We start from the raw sequence: 16,070 nt of genomic DNA, 5'->3' as shown, positions 1-16,070 counted from the left end.
TTACCACGTCTCCACGGACGGACGGAGATCGAGCTCGTGGGTCCAGGCATCCCTGCTTTGCTGGTGGGTGAACCAATAGGCCTCAGCAATGGAGGATGTCTTTGTCAGGCTATCCGGGGGAATTTCGCTTGCCTCGATCCCCTTCGCCGCTTTCATGCGCTGATGAATCGCCTCACTATCCACGCCTGCATCGATCAACAGATGCACAACATGAATATTCTTCGGCCCCAGCTCGCGCGCCATCGCCTGGGCTACCGCTCGAAGTCCGAACTTCGCGGATGAAAATGCCGCAAACCCCTGGCCGCCGCGCACGCTGGCCGTCGCACCCGTAAAGAAGATGGTGCCGTGTCCACGCGGAAGCATGACGCGTGCAGCCTCACGTCCGACCAGGAAGCCACCAAAGCAGGCCAATTCCCAGGCCTTGAAGAACAGCTTCTCCGTGGTGTCCAGCAAAGGCTTGTTGACGTTCGAGCCGGCATTGTAGAGGCAGACCTCGATCGGTCCGAGTTCTTTCTCGATCCGCGCGAATATGCCTTGGACCTCCGCTTCCTGACGGGCATCGACGCTGAACGCGTGAATGTGATGTCCAGCATCCCTCAGCTCGGCCACAAGCCCCTGCGATTTGGACGCATCACGCCTGCAGATGCAAACCGTATAGCCGCCCTTGGCAAAACGCCGCGCGACCGCCGCCCCAATGGCATCGCCTGCGCCCACAAGTATCGCTACACCGCGGTTCGCCGTCATTCCGTTCCTCCCTTTAAGTTCCTATTTGATACTTTTATCGTAACGGTCGGATGGCGCGTTGTAAACGACGGCGTTCAACAATGGTCCAATCATAATAGGGCAGCTTGGTTGCCCCTTCGGGCCGCGTGAAGCCGGGACGATGATTTTATCATTGACGAGTTCTAAAAAAGAACGTTAGGTTCGGCCAAGCATCCGCGCATTGCGCGAGCGGGCAATCGTTGATGGGGAGGTCGGTCGTGGCGGAGCTTTCAGAGGCGATCAATCTCGACGAGATTGCTGTCGGCTTGCCGCGTCGCATCCATGAAGTAACGGCAAGACAGGTTGCCAAAGCCCCCGGCCGGATCGCGCTGGTCGAAGACGGGGCATCCTGGAGTTACCGCGATCTGGACCAGCGTGTCAGCGAGATCGCCACCGTGCTGTCGTCGCTGGGAATCAGAGCGGGCGACCGGATGATCCTCGTCAGCGAAAACTGTATTGCGCTCGCCGCGTTGCTGCTGGCGGCGAGCCGGCTCGATGCCTGGGCCATCGTCGCCAACCCGCGATTGTCCGCACGCGAACTGGATCAGATCCGCGACCATAGCGGCGCCCGCCGGATGTTTTTCACATCGGGTACTTCGAAAGAGGCCGCGGCTCACGCTTCGCGCTATGGCGCCGGGAACCAGCAAATAGGCCCACTGCAGGAGGTTGGCGTTGGTCCGCTCAACGAAAGCGCCACCGTCGAGCCGGTGGAGGCAGATCCCCAGAAACAAGTCGCGGTGCTGATCTACACCTCGGGAACGACGGGGACGCCGAAAGGCGTGATGCTCTCGCATGACAACCTGCTGATCAGCGCGAAGACCACCGCGTTCATTCGCAAAATGAATGAAGACGACAAGATCTATCTCGTCTTGCCGATCTCCCATATCGTCGGCATCTCGCTCCTGATCATGACATTGATGACCGGCGGCACGGTGCGGATGGTCAGCAAGTACGATCCTGCCGCGACCGCCATGGCGATCGCAGAGGAGGGCGTTACCATCCTCAATGGCGTGCCCGCCACCTATCAACGGCTGCTGGAGTACAAGAGCGTGTCGGGTGTGAAGCAACTCGACCGAGGCTCGTTACGCCTGATCGGCGTCGCCGGCGCTCCCCTCGATTTGAATCTGAAGTTGCGCGTGGAAAAAGAGCTCGGCCTTCCGCTGCTCAACGGCTACGGGATCACCGAATGTTCGCCGGGGATATCGGGCGTGCGCTTCGATGCGCCACGTGCCGACCAGGCGGTAGGCACACTGCTGCCGGGAGTAGAGGCGCGGGTCAGAACACTCGACGGAATTCCGATGGCAAGAGGAGAAGTCGGAGAGCTGCATGTCCGCGGGCGCAACGTGATGCGCGGCTACTATCGTGCCCCTGAGCTTACCGCCAAGGCAATCGACAGTGAGGGCTGGTTCAATACCGGCGATCTGGCGCGTTTCGACGGCGACTGCCTGTACATTGTCGGCCGCACCAAGGAAATGATCATCCGTTCGGGTTTCAACGTCTATCCAGCCGAGGCCGAAGCGGTGCTCAGTTCGCACAAGGAAGTCGTGCAATGCGCCGTGGTCGGCCGTGCCGCAGATGGCAATGAAGAGATCGTCGCCTTTGTACAACTGCTGGCGGGATCGCAGGCGACTCCTGAGGATCTGATGAGTTTCATGCGATCTCAGCTCACCTCATACAAGCGGCCGTCCAAAATCATCGTTCTCGATGCGTTGCCGGCTACTTCCACCGGCAAGATACTCAAGCACAAGCTCGCCGAGGCCCTATGTGGGGAAGTACCTCCGGCGCAGGCCGCTCCACTTCGCAGACAACAGATCTAACCTGACCGGGAGAACACCCTTGCAAAAGAGAAACGCGACCGTGGCCGTGATCGGTGCTGGCGACTTTATCGGCAGCGAGATTGCAAAGAAGTTCGCCTCCGAGGGCTTCACGGTGTTCGCCGGGCGCCGCAACGGCGCCAAGCTCGAACCGCTCGTCAAGGAGATCGAGAAGGCCGGCGGCGAAATTCACGCGCGCTCGCTCGATGCACGCAAGGAGGAGGAAATCATTTCCTTCCTCGGCGACGCGGACAAGCACGCGCCGCTCGAGGTTTGCATCTTCAACATCGGCGCGAACGTCAACTTTCCGATTTTGGATACCACCGAACGCGTATTCCGCAAGGTCTGGGAAATGGCCTGCTATTCCGGCTTTCTCGCCGGTCGCGAGGCCGCGCGGCTGATGCTGCCCCGCGGCAAAGGCAACATCTTTTTCACCGGTGCGACAGCGAGCCTTCGCGGTGGGACGGGATATGCGGCCTTCGCCAGCGCGAAGTTCGGCCTGCGGGCCGTTGCACAGGCGACCGCGCGCGAGTTGGGTCCAAAGAACATCCACGTAGCGCATCTCATCATCGACTCCGGGGTCGACACCGAATGGGTGCGGCAGCGGCGGATCGAGGCGCTTGGCCCGAACTCACTGGATGATCCCGATCTGCTGATGCCGCCATCGTCGGTCGCGGAGTCCTATTGGCTGCTTTATCAGCAGCCCAAAAGCGCCTGGACTTTTGAACTGGAGATTCGTCCGTTCGGCGAGAAGTGGTAGCGGGAGCCTCTCACAATGGAACTCAAACTTTCCAGTGAGGAGGCAGCGTTTCGTGACGAGGTGCGCGCCTTCATCGCGGAGAATTATCCCGCGGAAATGCGCGTTCCCAATCCGGAAACCGACCTTTCCAAGGAGCAGATGCTGCTCTGGCACCGCGTTCTCCACAAGAAGGGATGGATCGCGCCGCTCTGGCCCAAGGAGTACGGCGGGCCGGGCTGGTCGATCACGCGGCGTTTCATCTTCGAGCAGGAGACATCACGCGCCGGGACGCTGCCGCCGCTCGCGTTCAGCGTGACCATGGTCGGACCGGTCATCTACACATTCGGCAACGACGAGCAGAAACAGAAGTTTCTGCCGCGAATCCTCTCCGGTGAGGATTGGTGGTGCCAGGGCTATTCGGAGCCGGGATCCGGCTCTGACCTCGCGTCGGTACGCACCAAGGCTGTGCGGGACGGCGATCACTACGTTGTCAACGGACACAAGACCTGGACGACACTGGCCCAGCATGCCGACTGGATATTCTGCCTGGTGCGGACCGATCCTTCGGCAAAACCTCAGGCCGGCATCTCCTTCCTGCTGATCGACATGAAATCGCCCGGCGTCACGGTGCGGCCGATCATTACCATCGACGGGTCGCATGAAGTGAATGACGTGTTCCTCGAGGACGTGCGCGTCCCTGCCGAGAATTTGATCGGCGAGGAAAACAAGGGCTGGACCTACGCGAAATTCCTGCTCGGCAACGAGCGTACCAGCATGGCCGGGATCGGCCGGTCGACGCGCTATCTGGAGCGTCTCAAGCGGATCGTGAGAACGGAAGTCGGTGAGGACGATCCGACTTTCGGGGAGTTCATCAAGGAAATTGCGCGCGTCGAGCTGGATTTGCTTGCGTTGGAGGCAACCGAACTGCGGATCGTCGCGCAGATGTCGCGTGGCATCGATCCGGGACCGGCCGCGTCGCTGTTCAAGATCAGGGGTACCGAAATATTCCAGCGCATCACGGATCTGACGCATCAGGCCATCGGCAACTACGGCCTGGCGATTCGCGAGCACCCGGTAAGCGCCAATCGCTTCATGCCGGGACCGGAGTACGGGCACACGGCGACGGAGAAATATCTGAACTCCCGAAAACTCAGCATTTACGGGGGATCGAATGAAATCCAGCGCAACATCATCGCCAAAGCAGTTTTGGGTCTCTGACCACATCGCACGAGGCATCGGATGGATATCCAGTTGACGGAAGAACAGGAATTGCTCCGCTCCAGCATTCAACGCTTCCTGCGCGAGCAGTACGATTTCGACGAGCGTCGAAAAATTGTTGCGACGGATGAAGGCTGGAGCCGCAAGCACTGGAGCGCCTTTGCCGAGCTTGGGTTGTGCGCGGCACCGTTTCAGGAAAGCTCCGGCGGTCTTGGTGGCGGATCGCTTGCGACCATGATCGTGATGCAGGAGTTCGGACGAAGTTTGGTCGTCGAACCGTATTTCGAGACCGTTGTTCTCGCTGGCGGCCTGATCGAAGACGCCGGCTCACCGGAGCAGCGCGAGGTGTTCTTGCCGAATATTATGGACGGCAGCGCCATATGGACGCTGGCCTGGGCGGAGGGGCGATCACGCTACGATTTTGACAACGTAACGACGACGGCGCGGCGCCAGGGGGACAATTTTGTCCTGAGCGGAACGAAGTCGGCGGTGATTGGTGCGCCGTGGGCCGACAAACTGATCGTCTCGGCGCGGACGTCCGGTGGGCCGCGCGATCGTGCCGGCGTAAGCCTGTTCGTCGTCGATCGCCATTCGGCCAATCTCCACTTGCAAAGCTTCAAGACCGTCGATGGCCGGCGCGCCGCCGAGCTCACGCTGATGGACGTCCAAGTGCCCAACAGCCAGTTGCTTGGTACCGAAGGCGAAGGTGTCGCGGCGCTCGAAGCGTGCCGCGACCGTGCTATCGCTGCGCTCTGCGCGGAAGCAGTCGGCGCGATGTCGGTGCTGAATTCGGCGACGCTTGAGTACAGCAAAGCACGCAAGCAGTTCGGGGTCGCCCTTGGGACGTTTCAGGTGTTGCAGCACCGCATGGTCGACATGTTCATCGCGCTCGAAGAGTCGATCTCGCTGACACAACATTTGAGCCTCAGCCTCGCGGCTCGGGAGCCAAATGGATCGAAGCTGGCGTCTGGTGCGAAGTCGAAAGTCGGCTACGCCGCGCGCTTCGTCGCGGAGCAGGCCGTACAGCTACATGGAGGCATGGGTATGAGCGACGAATTGAACGTCGGCCATTACTTCAAACGGATAAACTCCATCAATATCCAGTTTGGCGATCCTGCCTATCATCTGATGCGATACGCGCAGCAAAGCTGAATGTCCGTCCGAGGCGGTAATCCGACTGTCGTATCCAACCAAAGGTGTAACCATGACTGAAGCTGTGATCGTCTCGACCGCCCGCACCCCGATCGGAAAGGCATACAAGGGCGCGCTCAACCATACCGAGGGCGCCACCCTGTTAGGGCATGCGATCTCGTCGGCGCTCTCACGCGCTCAGATCGAGGGCGCCGAAGTAGAGGATGTCGTGATGGGTTGCGCCATGCAACAGGGTACCACTGGCACCAATATCGCTCGCAAGGCGCTATTGCGGGCCGGACTTCCGGTGAGCGTGGCCGGAACGACCATCGATCGCCAATGCGCGTCCGGCCTTCAGGCGATTGCCCTGGCGGCGCGGTCCGTGATCTTCGACGGTGTGGAAGTCGCTATCGGCGGCGGTGGCGAGTCGATCAGCTTGGTGCAAAACAAGCAGATGAATATGTTTCATGCCGTCGATTCGGAGCTGCTCGCCATGAAGGGAGATGCCTACATGGCGATGCTGGATACAGCCGAGATCGTGGCAAAGCGCTACGACATTTCGCGCGGACGCCAGGACGAATATAGTTTGGAGAGCCAGCGCCGAACCGCGGCAGCGCAGCAAGCCGGCTGCTTCAACGACGAACTTGCACCGATCAAGACGACGATGGCGGTCACGGACAAGGCGACCGGTGCCGTGTCATATCAGCAAGTGACGCTGTCGGCTGACGAGGGACCGCGTCCCGATACCACCGCTGATGGTCTCGCCGGCGTCAAGCCGGCCAAGGGGCCGGGCTTCACCATCACTGGCGGCAATGCGAGCCAGTTGTCGGACGGCGCAAGTGCGGCCGTCATCATGAGTGACAGATTGGCGGTGCAGAAGGGACTAAAGCCGCTCGGCATTTTCCGCGGGTTTGTCTCGGCAGGCTGCGAGCCGGACGAGATGGGAGTGGGGCCGGTCTACGCCGTGCCCCGGCTTCTCAAGCGACACGGACTCAAGATCGACGATATTGATCTCTGGGAATTGAACGAGGCATTCGCGGTGCAAGTAATCTATTGCCGCGACAAGCTCGGGATCGATCCGGAAAAGCTCAACGTCAATGGCGGCTCGATCGCGGTTGGCCATCCCTACGGTATGACCGGAGCGCGGCTGACCGGCCACGCCTTGATCGAGGGTCGCCGGCGCAAGGCCAAATACGCCGTCGTCACCATGTGCGTGGGCGGTGGCATGGGCGCCGCAGGACTTCTTGAAATTGTCCACTGACGAGCAACAAGCCGGCCAGACCAGACATCTGTGAAACCACATCGGAGGCACTTGTGAAGACAGCAATCACCGAAATGTTCGGTATCGAACATCCGATCATCCAGGGCGGAATGCACTATGTGGGGTTTGCCGAACTCGCGGCCGCAGTTTCGAACGCCGGCGGGCTTGGAATCATCACCGGCCTGACGCAGAGGACGCCGGAACTGCTGGCCAAGGAGATCGCGCGTTGCCGGGACATGACGGACCAGCCGTTCGGCGTGAACCTGACGTTCCTGCCGACCTTCAGCGCGCCGCCCTATCCGGAGTACATCGCAGCCATCAGGGAAGGCGGGATCAAGGTCGTTGAAACCGCGGGTCGCAGCCCTGAGCAATATATGCCGGCCTTGAAGGCGGGTGGCATCAAAGTGATTCACAAATGCACGTCCGTTCGCCATTCGCTGAAGGCCGAACAGATCGGCTGCGACGCCGTCAGCGTTGACGGTTTCGAATGCGGCGGCCATCCCGGTGAGGACGATATGCCCAACATGATCCTGTTGCCGCGAGCGGCCGAGGAACTGAAGATCCCATTCGTGGCGTCGGGCGGCATGGCGGACGCACGCAGCCTCGTCGCTGCCCTTGCGATGGGGGCCGCCGGGATGAACATGGGAACGCGCTTCATTGCCACCAAAGAAGCGCCCGTGCACGAAAACGTCAAGAATGCGCTGGTCAAGGCATCAGAGCTCGACACGCGTCTGGTCATGCGCGGGCTCCGCAACACCGAGCGCGTATTGAACAACAAAGGCGTCGGGCAGTTGCTCGAAATCGAACGAGAGAAGGGCGAGCAACTCAAGATCGAAGATATCCACGATCAGGTGGCGGGCGTCTATCCCAAGGTGATGATCGACGGCGATATGGACGCTGGCGCCTGGAGTTGCGGCATGGTCGCGGGCCTCATTCACGACATCCCGACGGTAAAGGAACTGATCGACCGCATCATGGCGGACGCCGAACGAATCATCCGTCAGCGTTTGACTGGCTTCCTCGATGGTGCCGAGCAAAGGCTGGCTGCCACCCGGGCGATCGCGTGAGCGTTCCGGACGGGTGTGCTGCTGCCGGATGTTCTGACGAGGGTTGATCGCCATTGATGAAGCCCGACCGGCCAGCGACGGATGGCCTTCGGTAGCCTCGGAGAAAATTTATGGATATGGTTGACTTCCACTATTACGAGCCGTCGAAGGGTCACGGGCTCCGGCATAATCCATTCAACGCGATTGTCGCGCCGCGTCCGATTGGCTGGATTTCGTCGCGCAATGCGGCTGGTCAACTGAACCTCGCTCCATACAGCTTCTTCAACGCGTTCCTCTACGACCCTCCGATAATCGGGTTCTCGTCAATTTCGTGGAAGGACACCGTCAAGAACGTCAGCGAGACCCGCGAATTCGTCTGGAATCTGGTTACGATGGATCTTGGCGAGCGCATGAACGTGACGGCGACGCCGCTCGATCACGGCGTGAGCGAGTTCGAAGCCGCAGGGCTGACGGCAATACCCGGGCGCCACGTCGCTGTGCCGCGGGTAGGCGAGAGCAGGGCCGCTATGGAATGCAAGGTCGTCGACGTCTCTCAGCTGTCGAATGCGCGCGGTGAGAAGGTCGAAGGATGGTTCGTGCTCGGCGAGGTCGTCGCAGTATACATCGACAAGTCCTTGATCGAGGACGGTGTATACAACACGGCCCTTGCGCGTCCCATACTGCGCGCCGGCCGTGGTGGAGATTACCTCGAGGTCAGGACGGAGAACATGTTCGAGATGAAGCGGCCGCCTGGCAGCAGCAAACCGGAGTTCCATGGCACCTAATGGGGAGCAGGTGACCTCAGGCCCCACGCGTACAGGCCAAGTGCCAGCAGTGAAAACGCGCTCAACACGACGCCGAGCGCGAACATTGCTTCATGCGACACCGAAGCAGCAAGCCAAACGCCGATTGCGGCGTTCATCATCTGCCAGAAACCCAGCAGTGCCGAGGCGGCGCCGGCCTTCTCTCCGAATGGAGAAAGCGCCCGCGCAGTAGCCAGTGGGCTGACAACGCCCATGCCGAGGAGAAAAACGCACATCGCGCCCAGAAACGGCAGGAAAGTCGGGCTGATCATCGAAATGAGCAGGATCGCAAGGCTGCTGGTGGCCGTCGCCCACAGTCCCGCCTGGATCGGACGATCGAGCCCGTAGCGTGGTGCCAGTTTCGTCGCCAGCATGCCCGCGGCGAATACGATAAAAACGGTGCCAGCGAAGAAGAGGCCGAGTTGGATCGGCGTGAAGTGCAACGCTTCAATGAATAGGCGCGGTGCAGCCGAAAACATCGAGAACAAGCCGCCGATGATCAGGCTCGCGGTTGCGGCGGGGATGGCGAAACGACGATCGGCAAGCAGGCCGACATAGGTCCTGGCGATGGCGACCAGATTGAACGGAGTGCGGATCGAATTGTGGGTTTCGCCGAGGATGATGCCGTAAGCAATGGCGCCAGCCGCGGCAAAGGCCGCGACGAGAGCGAACTCGGAGCGCCAGCCAAAACTGTGATCGAGTGCGCCGCCGAGCAGAGGCGAGAATCCGGGGGCTGCGGACATTACGATCATGATTAGCGCCATCGCGCGCGCTAGCGCCGGCCCACTGAACATGTCGCGGGCGATGGCGCGAGACAACACTGACGTCGCGCAAGCGCCAGCAGCCTGCACGATGCGGCCGACCAGAAGATTAGGTAGATCTGTTGCCAAACCGCACCAGACGCTGCCGCCGATGAACACGGCAAATCCGATCAGGACTGGCCAGCGTCTGCCGTAGCGATCCGAAAGCGTTCCGACGAGGAGCTGGCCTATCCCGAACACCGCAAGAAAGACGGTGATGGCGGACGTGACCGCCGCACTGGTGACATTCAATGAGATCGCAATCTGCGGGAGCGACGGCAGCAAGATGTTGGTTGCGAGCGTTCCCGTGGCGGCCAGGACGGAAAGGACTGCGATCGCCAGGCCACTGGAGACGGGAACATCCCGCGGCACGCTCTTGGTCGTTTCGCACTGGTCAGCCATGGGAACTTTCGCGCTGATAGGGATAGGCAGGTTACAAGGCGGCGAGTGACGCGGTTCGCGCCGCTCGCCGAGCCCTTATCTGTCGGATCGGCCGTACTATCTGCGGACGACGCGCTCGATCGCGATGGCGGTGGCTTCACCGCCACCGATGCAAAGGGCGGCCACGCCGCGCCTGAGGTTTTGGGCTTCGAGCGCGTGCAACAAAGTTACGATCAGGCGCGCGCCGGTGGCGCCAATGGGATGACCGAGCGCGCAGGCGCCGCCATTGACGTTCAGCTTCTCCCTGGGGATGCCGAGATCCTTCTGCGCCGCCATCGCCACCACGGCAAAGGCCTCGTTGATCTCGAACAGATCGACATCGCCGACGCTCCAGCCGATCTTATCCAACAGCTTGCGAATGGCCGGGATCGGCGCCGTGGTGAACCACTGCGGTTCCTGGCTGTGGGTCGCGTGGCCCTTGATCTCGGCCAGTACGGGAAGGCCGTCGAGATCCGCGAGTGAGCGCTTTGCGAGAATGAGCGCCGCGGCGCCATCGGCATTGGCGGAGGAGGCGGCCGGCGTGATGGTGCCGTTGGCGCGGAACGCGGCTTTCAGCCCGGGGATCTTGGCGGGGTCCACTTTCAACGGATGTTCGTCGCTGGCGACGATCCGCGGCCCGGTCTTTTCGGTCAGCGTGATCGGCACAATCTCGGCTTTGAACGCGCCGCCTTCGACCGCCTTGCGCGCGCGGGTCAGCGTCTCGATCGCGTAAGCGTCCTGATCCTTGCGGGTGAATTGATAGGCTTCCGCGGTAGCCTCGCCGAAATCGCCCATCGAGCGGCCGGTCTCATAGGCGTCCTCCAGCCCGTCCATCATCATGTGGTCGATGATCCGGTCATGGCCGGCACGGTAACCGCCGCGTGCCTTGGCCAGCAGATAGGGCGCATTGCTCATGCTCTCCATGCCGCCCGACAGTACGATCGAGGCCGAGCCCGCATTGATGATGTCGTGGGCCAGCATGGTCGCCTTCATGCCGGAGCCGCAGACCTTGTTGATGGTGGTGGCGCCGGTGGCATCCGGCAGTTTGGCGCCGCGGGCGGCCTGGCGCGCCGGCGCCTGACCTTGTCCGGCCGGCAAGACGTTGCCCATGAAAACCTCATCGATCCGCTCGGGCGCAAGCTTGGCCCGCTCCAGCGCCGCGCCGATCACGTGGGAGCCGAGCTTGTGGGCGCTGAGCGGCGACAACTCGCCCATGAAGCGGCCGAGCGGCGTGCGGGCGGCGGAAAGGATGACGACGGGGTCGGAAGCGGTGGCCATGGCGAACTCTCCTGTTGATAGGTGTTGTTATATGACGATAGTCATATAAGATAGCCGGTATTGCAATGAAATGTTGCCGTGAACTTCAAGGAAGCGCGGTTCCAGAATTGCTTCGAGGGGATGGGGACGGTTTGTGCAGCCGATCACCTTAGGACCTTGCACGGAGTGGCGATGCGATACGTAGAAGACCACAGGCGTCAAACCCACGATCGGATCGTTGAAAATGCCTCCTATGGTTTGCGCCAAAAGGGCGCGGAAGGGCTCAGTGTTGTCGACTTAATGAAGCTCGCGGGTCTCACGCACGGCGGTTTCTATAACCATTTCGATTCGCGTGCCGCGCTTGTCAGCGAGGCGATCGCCTTTGCAATGGACCAAACGACTGATCGATGGAAAAAACTGGCGAACGGGAAAACCAGCAGGGAACGCTTCGAGGCGTTGATCGCCGATTATCTTAGTCTCCGGCATCGCGACAATCCCAAACAGGGTTGCGCGCTTCCAACCCTGGCCGTCGATGTCGCGCGATCGAGCCCGAGCGAGCAGCAGGCCCTGGCTTCCAAACTCGAGAAGATGATCGATGCCCTTGTCGAGTTGCTTCCCGGTGAGCCACTTGGACAGGCCCGCCAAATCGCGACAGGCGCTATCGCAACCATGGTGGGATCGATCGTGCTGTCGCGTGCCGTTGGCGCGGGGAAACTTTCCGACCGCATCCTCGATGCCGGACGCAAGACCGCAGGCGGCCGGACTCGGAAGCCGCAACGAAGAACAACAAAGGCGACGCGCTGCGAAAAATCATAACAAGGGAGGTCAAAATGACGGCCGGCAAATGGCTCAAGACGGCCTGCAACCTGTGTTACATCAATTGCGGGATCGAAGTCCTGGTGAACGAGGGGCGCCTCGAGAAAGTACGGGGCGACCGTTCGAGCCCGAAATCACAGGGCTACCTGTGCAATAAGGCGACCCGGATTCCATATTATGCGCATCACCGAGATCGGCTCACGACGCCGCTGCGTCGCCGCGCCGACGGCGGCTTTGATGCAATCGAGTGGGACGTGGCGATCGCAGAAATCGCGGACCGGCTGCGAGACATCGTCGACAGATATGGCGGCAAGACTATCGCCCTTTACGGCGGTGGCGGGCAGGGCAACCACGCCGGCGGCGCCTATGCCAGTGGATTGTTGCGCGCACTGGGTTCGCGCAGCGTCTTCAACGCCCTTTCGCAGGAAAAAACCGGCGACTTCTGGGTCAATGGCCACATGTTCGGCAGCCAGACGTGCCACACCGCCGAGGACGTCCATCATTGCGATCTCTTGCTTGTCATCGGTGCCAATCCCTGGATCGCGCACGGCTTCCCTAATGCGCGCGATCATCTCAATCAAATCCGCAAGGATCCCGCACGCAAGCTGATCGTCATTGATCCCCGGCGAACCGAAACCGCCGAAATGGCGGATCTGCATCTCGCGGTTCGTCCTGGTGCCGACACGTTTCTCCTTGGCGCGCTGCTGGCCACGCTTGTCCGGTCCGACCGGATCGACCACGCCTTCATTGAGGAGCACACCATCGGCTTCACGGAAGTGAGGCAAGCGCTATTGAACATCCCCGTTGAAGAATGGGCTGCCGCCGCCGATATCTCGATCGCGGATCTGGAGCGTTGCGCCGCGATGATCGTCGCGGCGAAGGCCATGGTGGTTCGGGTCGAGCTTGGTATCCAGCAAGGCATCAACTCGACGCTCAACTCCTACCTCGAAAAGCTTCTGATCATGCTTTCCGGCAATTTCGGTCGTAAAGGCACCAACCAATTGCATAGCTGGCTTCAACCGCTATGGGGTAATTCTCCGAACCAGACATTCGCACCGACCGGCGACGCAATTATTGGGGGCCTGTTGCCTCCCAACATTTTCCCCGAAGCCGTGCTCAAGGACCATCCCGACCGGTTGCGCTGCGCCTGGATCGACAGTTCCAATCCCGCCAACACGGCCGCAAACACCGAGGCCGTGGAACGCGCGCTGCGCTCGCTCGACCTGTGCGTTGTGGTCGACGTTGCGATGACCGAAACCGCACGGCTCGCGCATTACGTCCTCCCGGCGTCCTCACAATTTGAGAAAACTGAATTCACCCTGTTCAACTTCGAATTTCCGACGAACTATTTTCATGTTCGTGCCGGTGTATTACCGCCGCTCGCCGGCACCTTGCCGGAGCCCGAGATCTACACGCGGCTTGCCATCGCCCTGGGGCTTCTGCCAGGTGACAATGTGCTCGCGCCCCTGCGGGAGGCGGCGCGGCGTTCCCGAGCCGAGTTCGCCATCGCCTTCCGTGCTTTCATCGCGGAGAACCCTTCGATCGGCGCAGTTCCCGCCCTGGTGCTCTACCATACACTGGGGCAGACGCTTCCGGATGGCACGGCGGCCGCAGCTCCCTTGTGGGGCGCGGCGCTGGCTTGCGCGAAGCGATCGCCGCAAGCGGTGCGGCGGGCGATCGGCGCATCGGACGAGGTGGCGGATCACCAGCTCGGCGATCTCCTGTTCGACACGATCGTAGCCACCCGGCAAGGCACTGCCGTTACCCGGCACGACTATGATGAGGTCTGGTCATTGATCAGCCATTCGGACCGCAAGGTTCGGCTGGTGGTCCCGCAGATGCTGGAATGGCTGGCACGGCTCGATCCGCAAGCAGCGGGCGCGCCAAAAGAGTTTCCGTTCATGCTGGCGGCGGGTGGCCGCCGCATGTTCAACGCCAACCAGATCTTTCGCGATCCCGCGTGGCGGCGCGAGGATCCGGACGGCGCCATGTTGATCAATTCGAGCGATCTGAGCGAGTTGGGCGCAGAGGATGGTGACTGGATCGCCGTCGAGTCGGTGGTCGGACGGCTCGTCGTCCGCTGCAAGGTCGACGATGCCATGCGGAATGGCCAGCTGGCGCTGCCGCACGGTTACGGTCAGGCATACCCGACGTCGGACGGAGAGCGCCTGATCAACGGGCCGCGTATCAATCTGCTCACGGAAAGCGGCAACCGCGATCCCATTGCGGGCACGCCCTACCACAAAAACGTCGCGGTTCGTCTGGCACTGGTGTCCGCGCAGGAGGCCGCCGTCTATCAGTCGCAGTCCGAGCGAATTCATATGAGAGCGGCTGGATAATAGCTCGAAGGGAGCATCAAATGACCGAGAAACCGATCGCGATCGTCACCGGGGTGGGGCCGGGCACGGGAGCTGCCATCGTCAAGCGGTTCTCTGCGGGCGGATTCCGTATCATAGCGCTTGCCCGCTCAGCCGAGCTCACCAATCGCCTTGCGCAAGAGCTTCCCGATGTGCACGCGGTGACCTGCGACGTGTCCGACGAGAGCCAGGTGCGGACCGTCGTCAATGACGTAAAGCGCCGTTTTGGAGCGGCCGAGGTTCTCATCCACAACGCGGTCGGAGGAGGCTGGGGAAGCTTTCGCGAGATCGATCCGAAGATGCTGAAGGGCAATTTCGAGGTGAACGTGATGGGCTTGTTATATCTGGCCCGCGAAGTGGCTCCTGACATGATTGAGAGAGGTAAGGGCGCGATCCTGGTGACCGGAAACACGTCTTCGATCCGGGGTAAGGCTAATTTCGCCGGCTTCGCTCCGACAAAGGCGGCGCAGCGTATATTGGCCGAGTCGATCGCACGTGACATGGGGCCTCTTGGCGTCCACGTCGCCTATGTCCTCATCGACGCGGTAATCGACACGCCCGGGATGCGGGCGCGGATGAGCGACAAACCGGATGAATTCTTCATCAAGCCTGCCGCCATCGCCGACGAACTGTACCATCTCTACGGTCAGGACCGATCGGCCTGGTCATTCCTCGCGGAACTGCGGCCTTTCCGCGAAAACTGGTGACACCTGGCCAATGAGAAACGCGGCTACAGCTGCGTAACGCGCTTACTCATTCAAGAGCGCCGCCGACGCTGGACCTGAAAGGTCATAACCATGACGGATGAGTCAATCTCGATTGATACAGGGACGGACGAATTGCTGTGCGCGATCCGGGATCGCGTTGCCGTGATCACCTTGAATCGGCCCGAGGCGCGAAATTCGCTCTCCGACCATCTCACGCCCGCGTTGCGCCGAATGATCAAACGCAACGGTGACGATCCGGACGTCGGTGCATTGCTGATTACCGGTGCAGGCAGCGCTTTCTGTTCGGGCGGCGACGTCAAGGGGATGGGCGGCAACTCTGCCGCACCCGCCATGTCATTCAGCGACAAGGTTGCGCGATTGCAGGAACGCCAGCGAACCCTGACCGGCGTACTTATCTCGGTGCGTAAGCCCACGATCGCGGCCCTGCCGGGAGCGGCGGCTGGCGCTGGGCTTGCGATCGCGCTCGCCTGCGACATTCGTATCGCAGCCGAATCCACCATCATGACGACTGGTTATGCCAGAATTGCGCTCACGGGCGATTACGGCATTTCGTGGCTGTTGACCCGGCTGGCCGGGACGGCGCGTGCCCGCGAACTGATGTTCTTGTCCGAACGGATCGATGCACGCCGCTGCGAAGCACTGGGGTTGGTAAATCGCGTGGTGCCGGATGTTGACCTGCAGAAGGAAGCGTTCGCATGGGCGAGGATGTTGGCGAACGGTCCGGTGAGCGCCTATGCCGCCATCAAGGATAATCTCGACCTTGCCCTATCGGCTGACTTCCTGACGTCATTGGATCACGAGGCCGAGAAGATGGTCGTTGCGGCGGGTACGGCGGAGCACACCGAAGCCGTGCGAGCCTTCATCGAGAAACGCGTTCCCAATTTCAGGTGAGACTAATCGGCAGAAGGAAACGCCAAA

General features: G+C 61.1%; 14 protein-coding genes. 11 read left to right on the top strand and 3 right to left on the bottom strand.

What is annotated here, in order from left to right; all coding sequences use genetic code 11:
• Complete coding sequence (locus KIP88_RS28715) at positions 1-744, bottom strand: SDR family NAD(P)-dependent oxidoreductase (protein ID WP_214491469.1); 744 nt, start codon at positions 742-744, stop codon at positions 1-3.
• A 236-nt stretch (positions 745-980) separates the two neighbouring features.
• Here KIP88_RS28715 and KIP88_RS28710 point away from each other — a divergent pair, with 236 nt between their 5' ends.
• From KIP88_RS28710 to KIP88_RS28680, 7 genes are all read left to right on the top strand, one after another.
• Positions 981-2,579 carry an AMP-binding protein gene (locus KIP88_RS28710; RefSeq protein ID WP_308163663.1) on the top strand — a complete coding sequence of 533 codons (1,599 nt, stop codon included), beginning with the start codon at positions 981-983 and terminating at the stop codon, positions 2,577-2,579.
• A 19-nt stretch (positions 2,580-2,598) separates the two neighbouring features.
• Positions 2,599-3,336 carry an SDR family oxidoreductase gene (locus KIP88_RS28705; RefSeq protein WP_214491467.1) on the top strand — a complete coding sequence of 246 codons (738 nt, stop codon included), beginning with the start codon at positions 2,599-2,601 and terminating at the stop codon, positions 3,334-3,336.
• A gap of 15 nt (positions 3,337-3,351) precedes the next feature.
• A complete protein-coding gene (locus tag KIP88_RS28700) occupies positions 3,352-4,533 on the top strand; it encodes an acyl-CoA dehydrogenase family protein (RefSeq protein WP_214491466.1) in 1,182 nt (393 codons plus the stop codon).
• 21 nt (positions 4,534-4,554) lie between these two features.
• Positions 4,555-5,685, top strand: a complete 1,131-nt coding sequence (locus KIP88_RS28695) for an acyl-CoA dehydrogenase family protein (RefSeq protein WP_214491465.1) — start codon at positions 4,555-4,557, stop codon at positions 5,683-5,685.
• A gap of 52 nt (positions 5,686-5,737) precedes the next feature.
• Entirely contained in the window at positions 5,738-6,925 is a 1,188-nt protein-coding gene (locus KIP88_RS28690) for an acetyl-CoA C-acyltransferase (RefSeq protein ID WP_214491464.1), read from the top strand.
• A 53-nt stretch (positions 6,926-6,978) separates the two neighbouring features.
• Positions 6,979-7,992 (top strand): nitronate monooxygenase family protein, encoded by a 1,014-nt coding sequence (locus KIP88_RS28685; RefSeq protein WP_214491463.1) that lies wholly within the window; start codon positions 6,979-6,981, stop codon positions 7,990-7,992.
• A 110-nt stretch (positions 7,993-8,102) separates the two neighbouring features.
• The gene (locus KIP88_RS28680; RefSeq protein ID WP_214491462.1) at positions 8,103-8,756 is read left to right on the top strand and encodes a flavin reductase family protein; all 654 of its coding nucleotides are present in this window, start codon (positions 8,103-8,105) and stop codon (positions 8,754-8,756) included.
• Here KIP88_RS28680 and KIP88_RS28675 read toward each other — a convergent pair.
• On the bottom strand, positions 8,753-9,976 hold the full coding sequence (locus tag KIP88_RS28675; RefSeq protein WP_214491461.1) for a multidrug effflux MFS transporter: 1,224 nt from the start codon (positions 9,974-9,976) through the stop codon (positions 8,753-8,755). The genes KIP88_RS28680 and KIP88_RS28675 overlap by 4 nt on opposite strands.
• 96 nt (positions 9,977-10,072) lie before the next feature.
• On the bottom strand, positions 10,073-11,272 hold the full coding sequence (locus KIP88_RS28670) for an acetyl-CoA C-acyltransferase (protein WP_214491460.1): 1,200 nt from the start codon (positions 11,270-11,272) through the stop codon (positions 10,073-10,075).
• A 78-nt stretch (positions 11,273-11,350) separates the two neighbouring features.
• On the opposite strand from KIP88_RS28670, the gene KIP88_RS28665 reads away from it, so the two are divergent.
• From KIP88_RS28665 to KIP88_RS28650, 4 genes are all read left to right on the top strand, one after another.
• On the top strand, positions 11,351-12,067 hold the full coding sequence (locus KIP88_RS28665; RefSeq protein ID WP_308163662.1) for a TetR/AcrR family transcriptional regulator: 717 nt from the start codon (positions 11,351-11,353) through the stop codon (positions 12,065-12,067).
• Positions 12,068-12,081: 14 nt separating this feature from the next.
• Entirely contained in the window at positions 12,082-14,406 is a 2,325-nt protein-coding gene (locus KIP88_RS28660; protein ID WP_214491459.1) for a molybdopterin-dependent oxidoreductase, read from the top strand.
• Positions 14,407-14,426: 20 nt separating this feature from the next.
• Positions 14,427-15,131 (top strand): SDR family NAD(P)-dependent oxidoreductase, encoded by a 705-nt coding sequence (locus tag KIP88_RS28655; RefSeq protein WP_214491458.1) that lies wholly within the window; start codon positions 14,427-14,429, stop codon positions 15,129-15,131.
• A gap of 90 nt (positions 15,132-15,221) precedes the next feature.
• Entirely contained in the window at positions 15,222-16,043 is an 822-nt protein-coding gene (locus tag KIP88_RS28650) for an enoyl-CoA hydratase-related protein (protein WP_214491457.1), read from the top strand.
• Positions 16,044-16,070 lie beyond the last annotated feature (27 nt).

Origin of the sequence: Bradyrhizobium sp. SRL28 (assembly GCF_018596315.1) — a bacterium.
In the GTDB taxonomy this organism is placed as follows: Bacteria; Pseudomonadota; Alphaproteobacteria; order Rhizobiales; family Xanthobacteraceae; genus Bradyrhizobium.
This window is presented reverse-complemented; position numbering and strand designations above follow the sequence as displayed.

Bases quoted from the DNA above. Each gene is read 5' to 3' on its own strand.
- KIP88_RS28715 (WP_214491469.1), bottom strand. From the start codon at position 744: ATGACGGCGAACCGCGGTGTAGCGATACTTGTGGGCGCAGGCGATGCC.
- KIP88_RS28700 (WP_214491466.1), top strand. From the start codon at position 3,352: ATGGAACTCAAACTTTCCAGTGAGGAGGCAGCGTTTCGTGACGAGGTG.
- KIP88_RS28695 (WP_214491465.1), top strand. From the start codon at position 4,555: ATGGATATCCAGTTGACGGAAGAACAGGAATTGCTCCGCTCCAGCATT.
- KIP88_RS28690 (WP_214491464.1), top strand. From the start codon at position 5,738: ATGACTGAAGCTGTGATCGTCTCGACCGCCCGCACCCCGATCGGAAAG.
- KIP88_RS28680 (WP_214491462.1), top strand. From the start codon at position 8,103: ATGGATATGGTTGACTTCCACTATTACGAGCCGTCGAAGGGTCACGGG.
- KIP88_RS28675 (WP_214491461.1), bottom strand. From the start codon at position 9,976: ATGGCTGACCAGTGCGAAACGACCAAGAGCGTGCCGCGGGATGTTCCC.
- KIP88_RS28670 (WP_214491460.1), bottom strand. From the start codon at position 11,272: ATGGCCACCGCTTCCGACCCCGTCGTCATCCTTTCCGCCGCCCGCACG.
- KIP88_RS28660 (WP_214491459.1), top strand. From the start codon at position 12,082: ATGACGGCCGGCAAATGGCTCAAGACGGCCTGCAACCTGTGTTACATC.
- KIP88_RS28655 (WP_214491458.1), top strand. From the start codon at position 14,427: ATGACCGAGAAACCGATCGCGATCGTCACCGGGGTGGGGCCGGGCACG.
- KIP88_RS28650 (WP_214491457.1), top strand. From the start codon at position 15,222: ATGACGGATGAGTCAATCTCGATTGATACAGGGACGGACGAATTGCTG.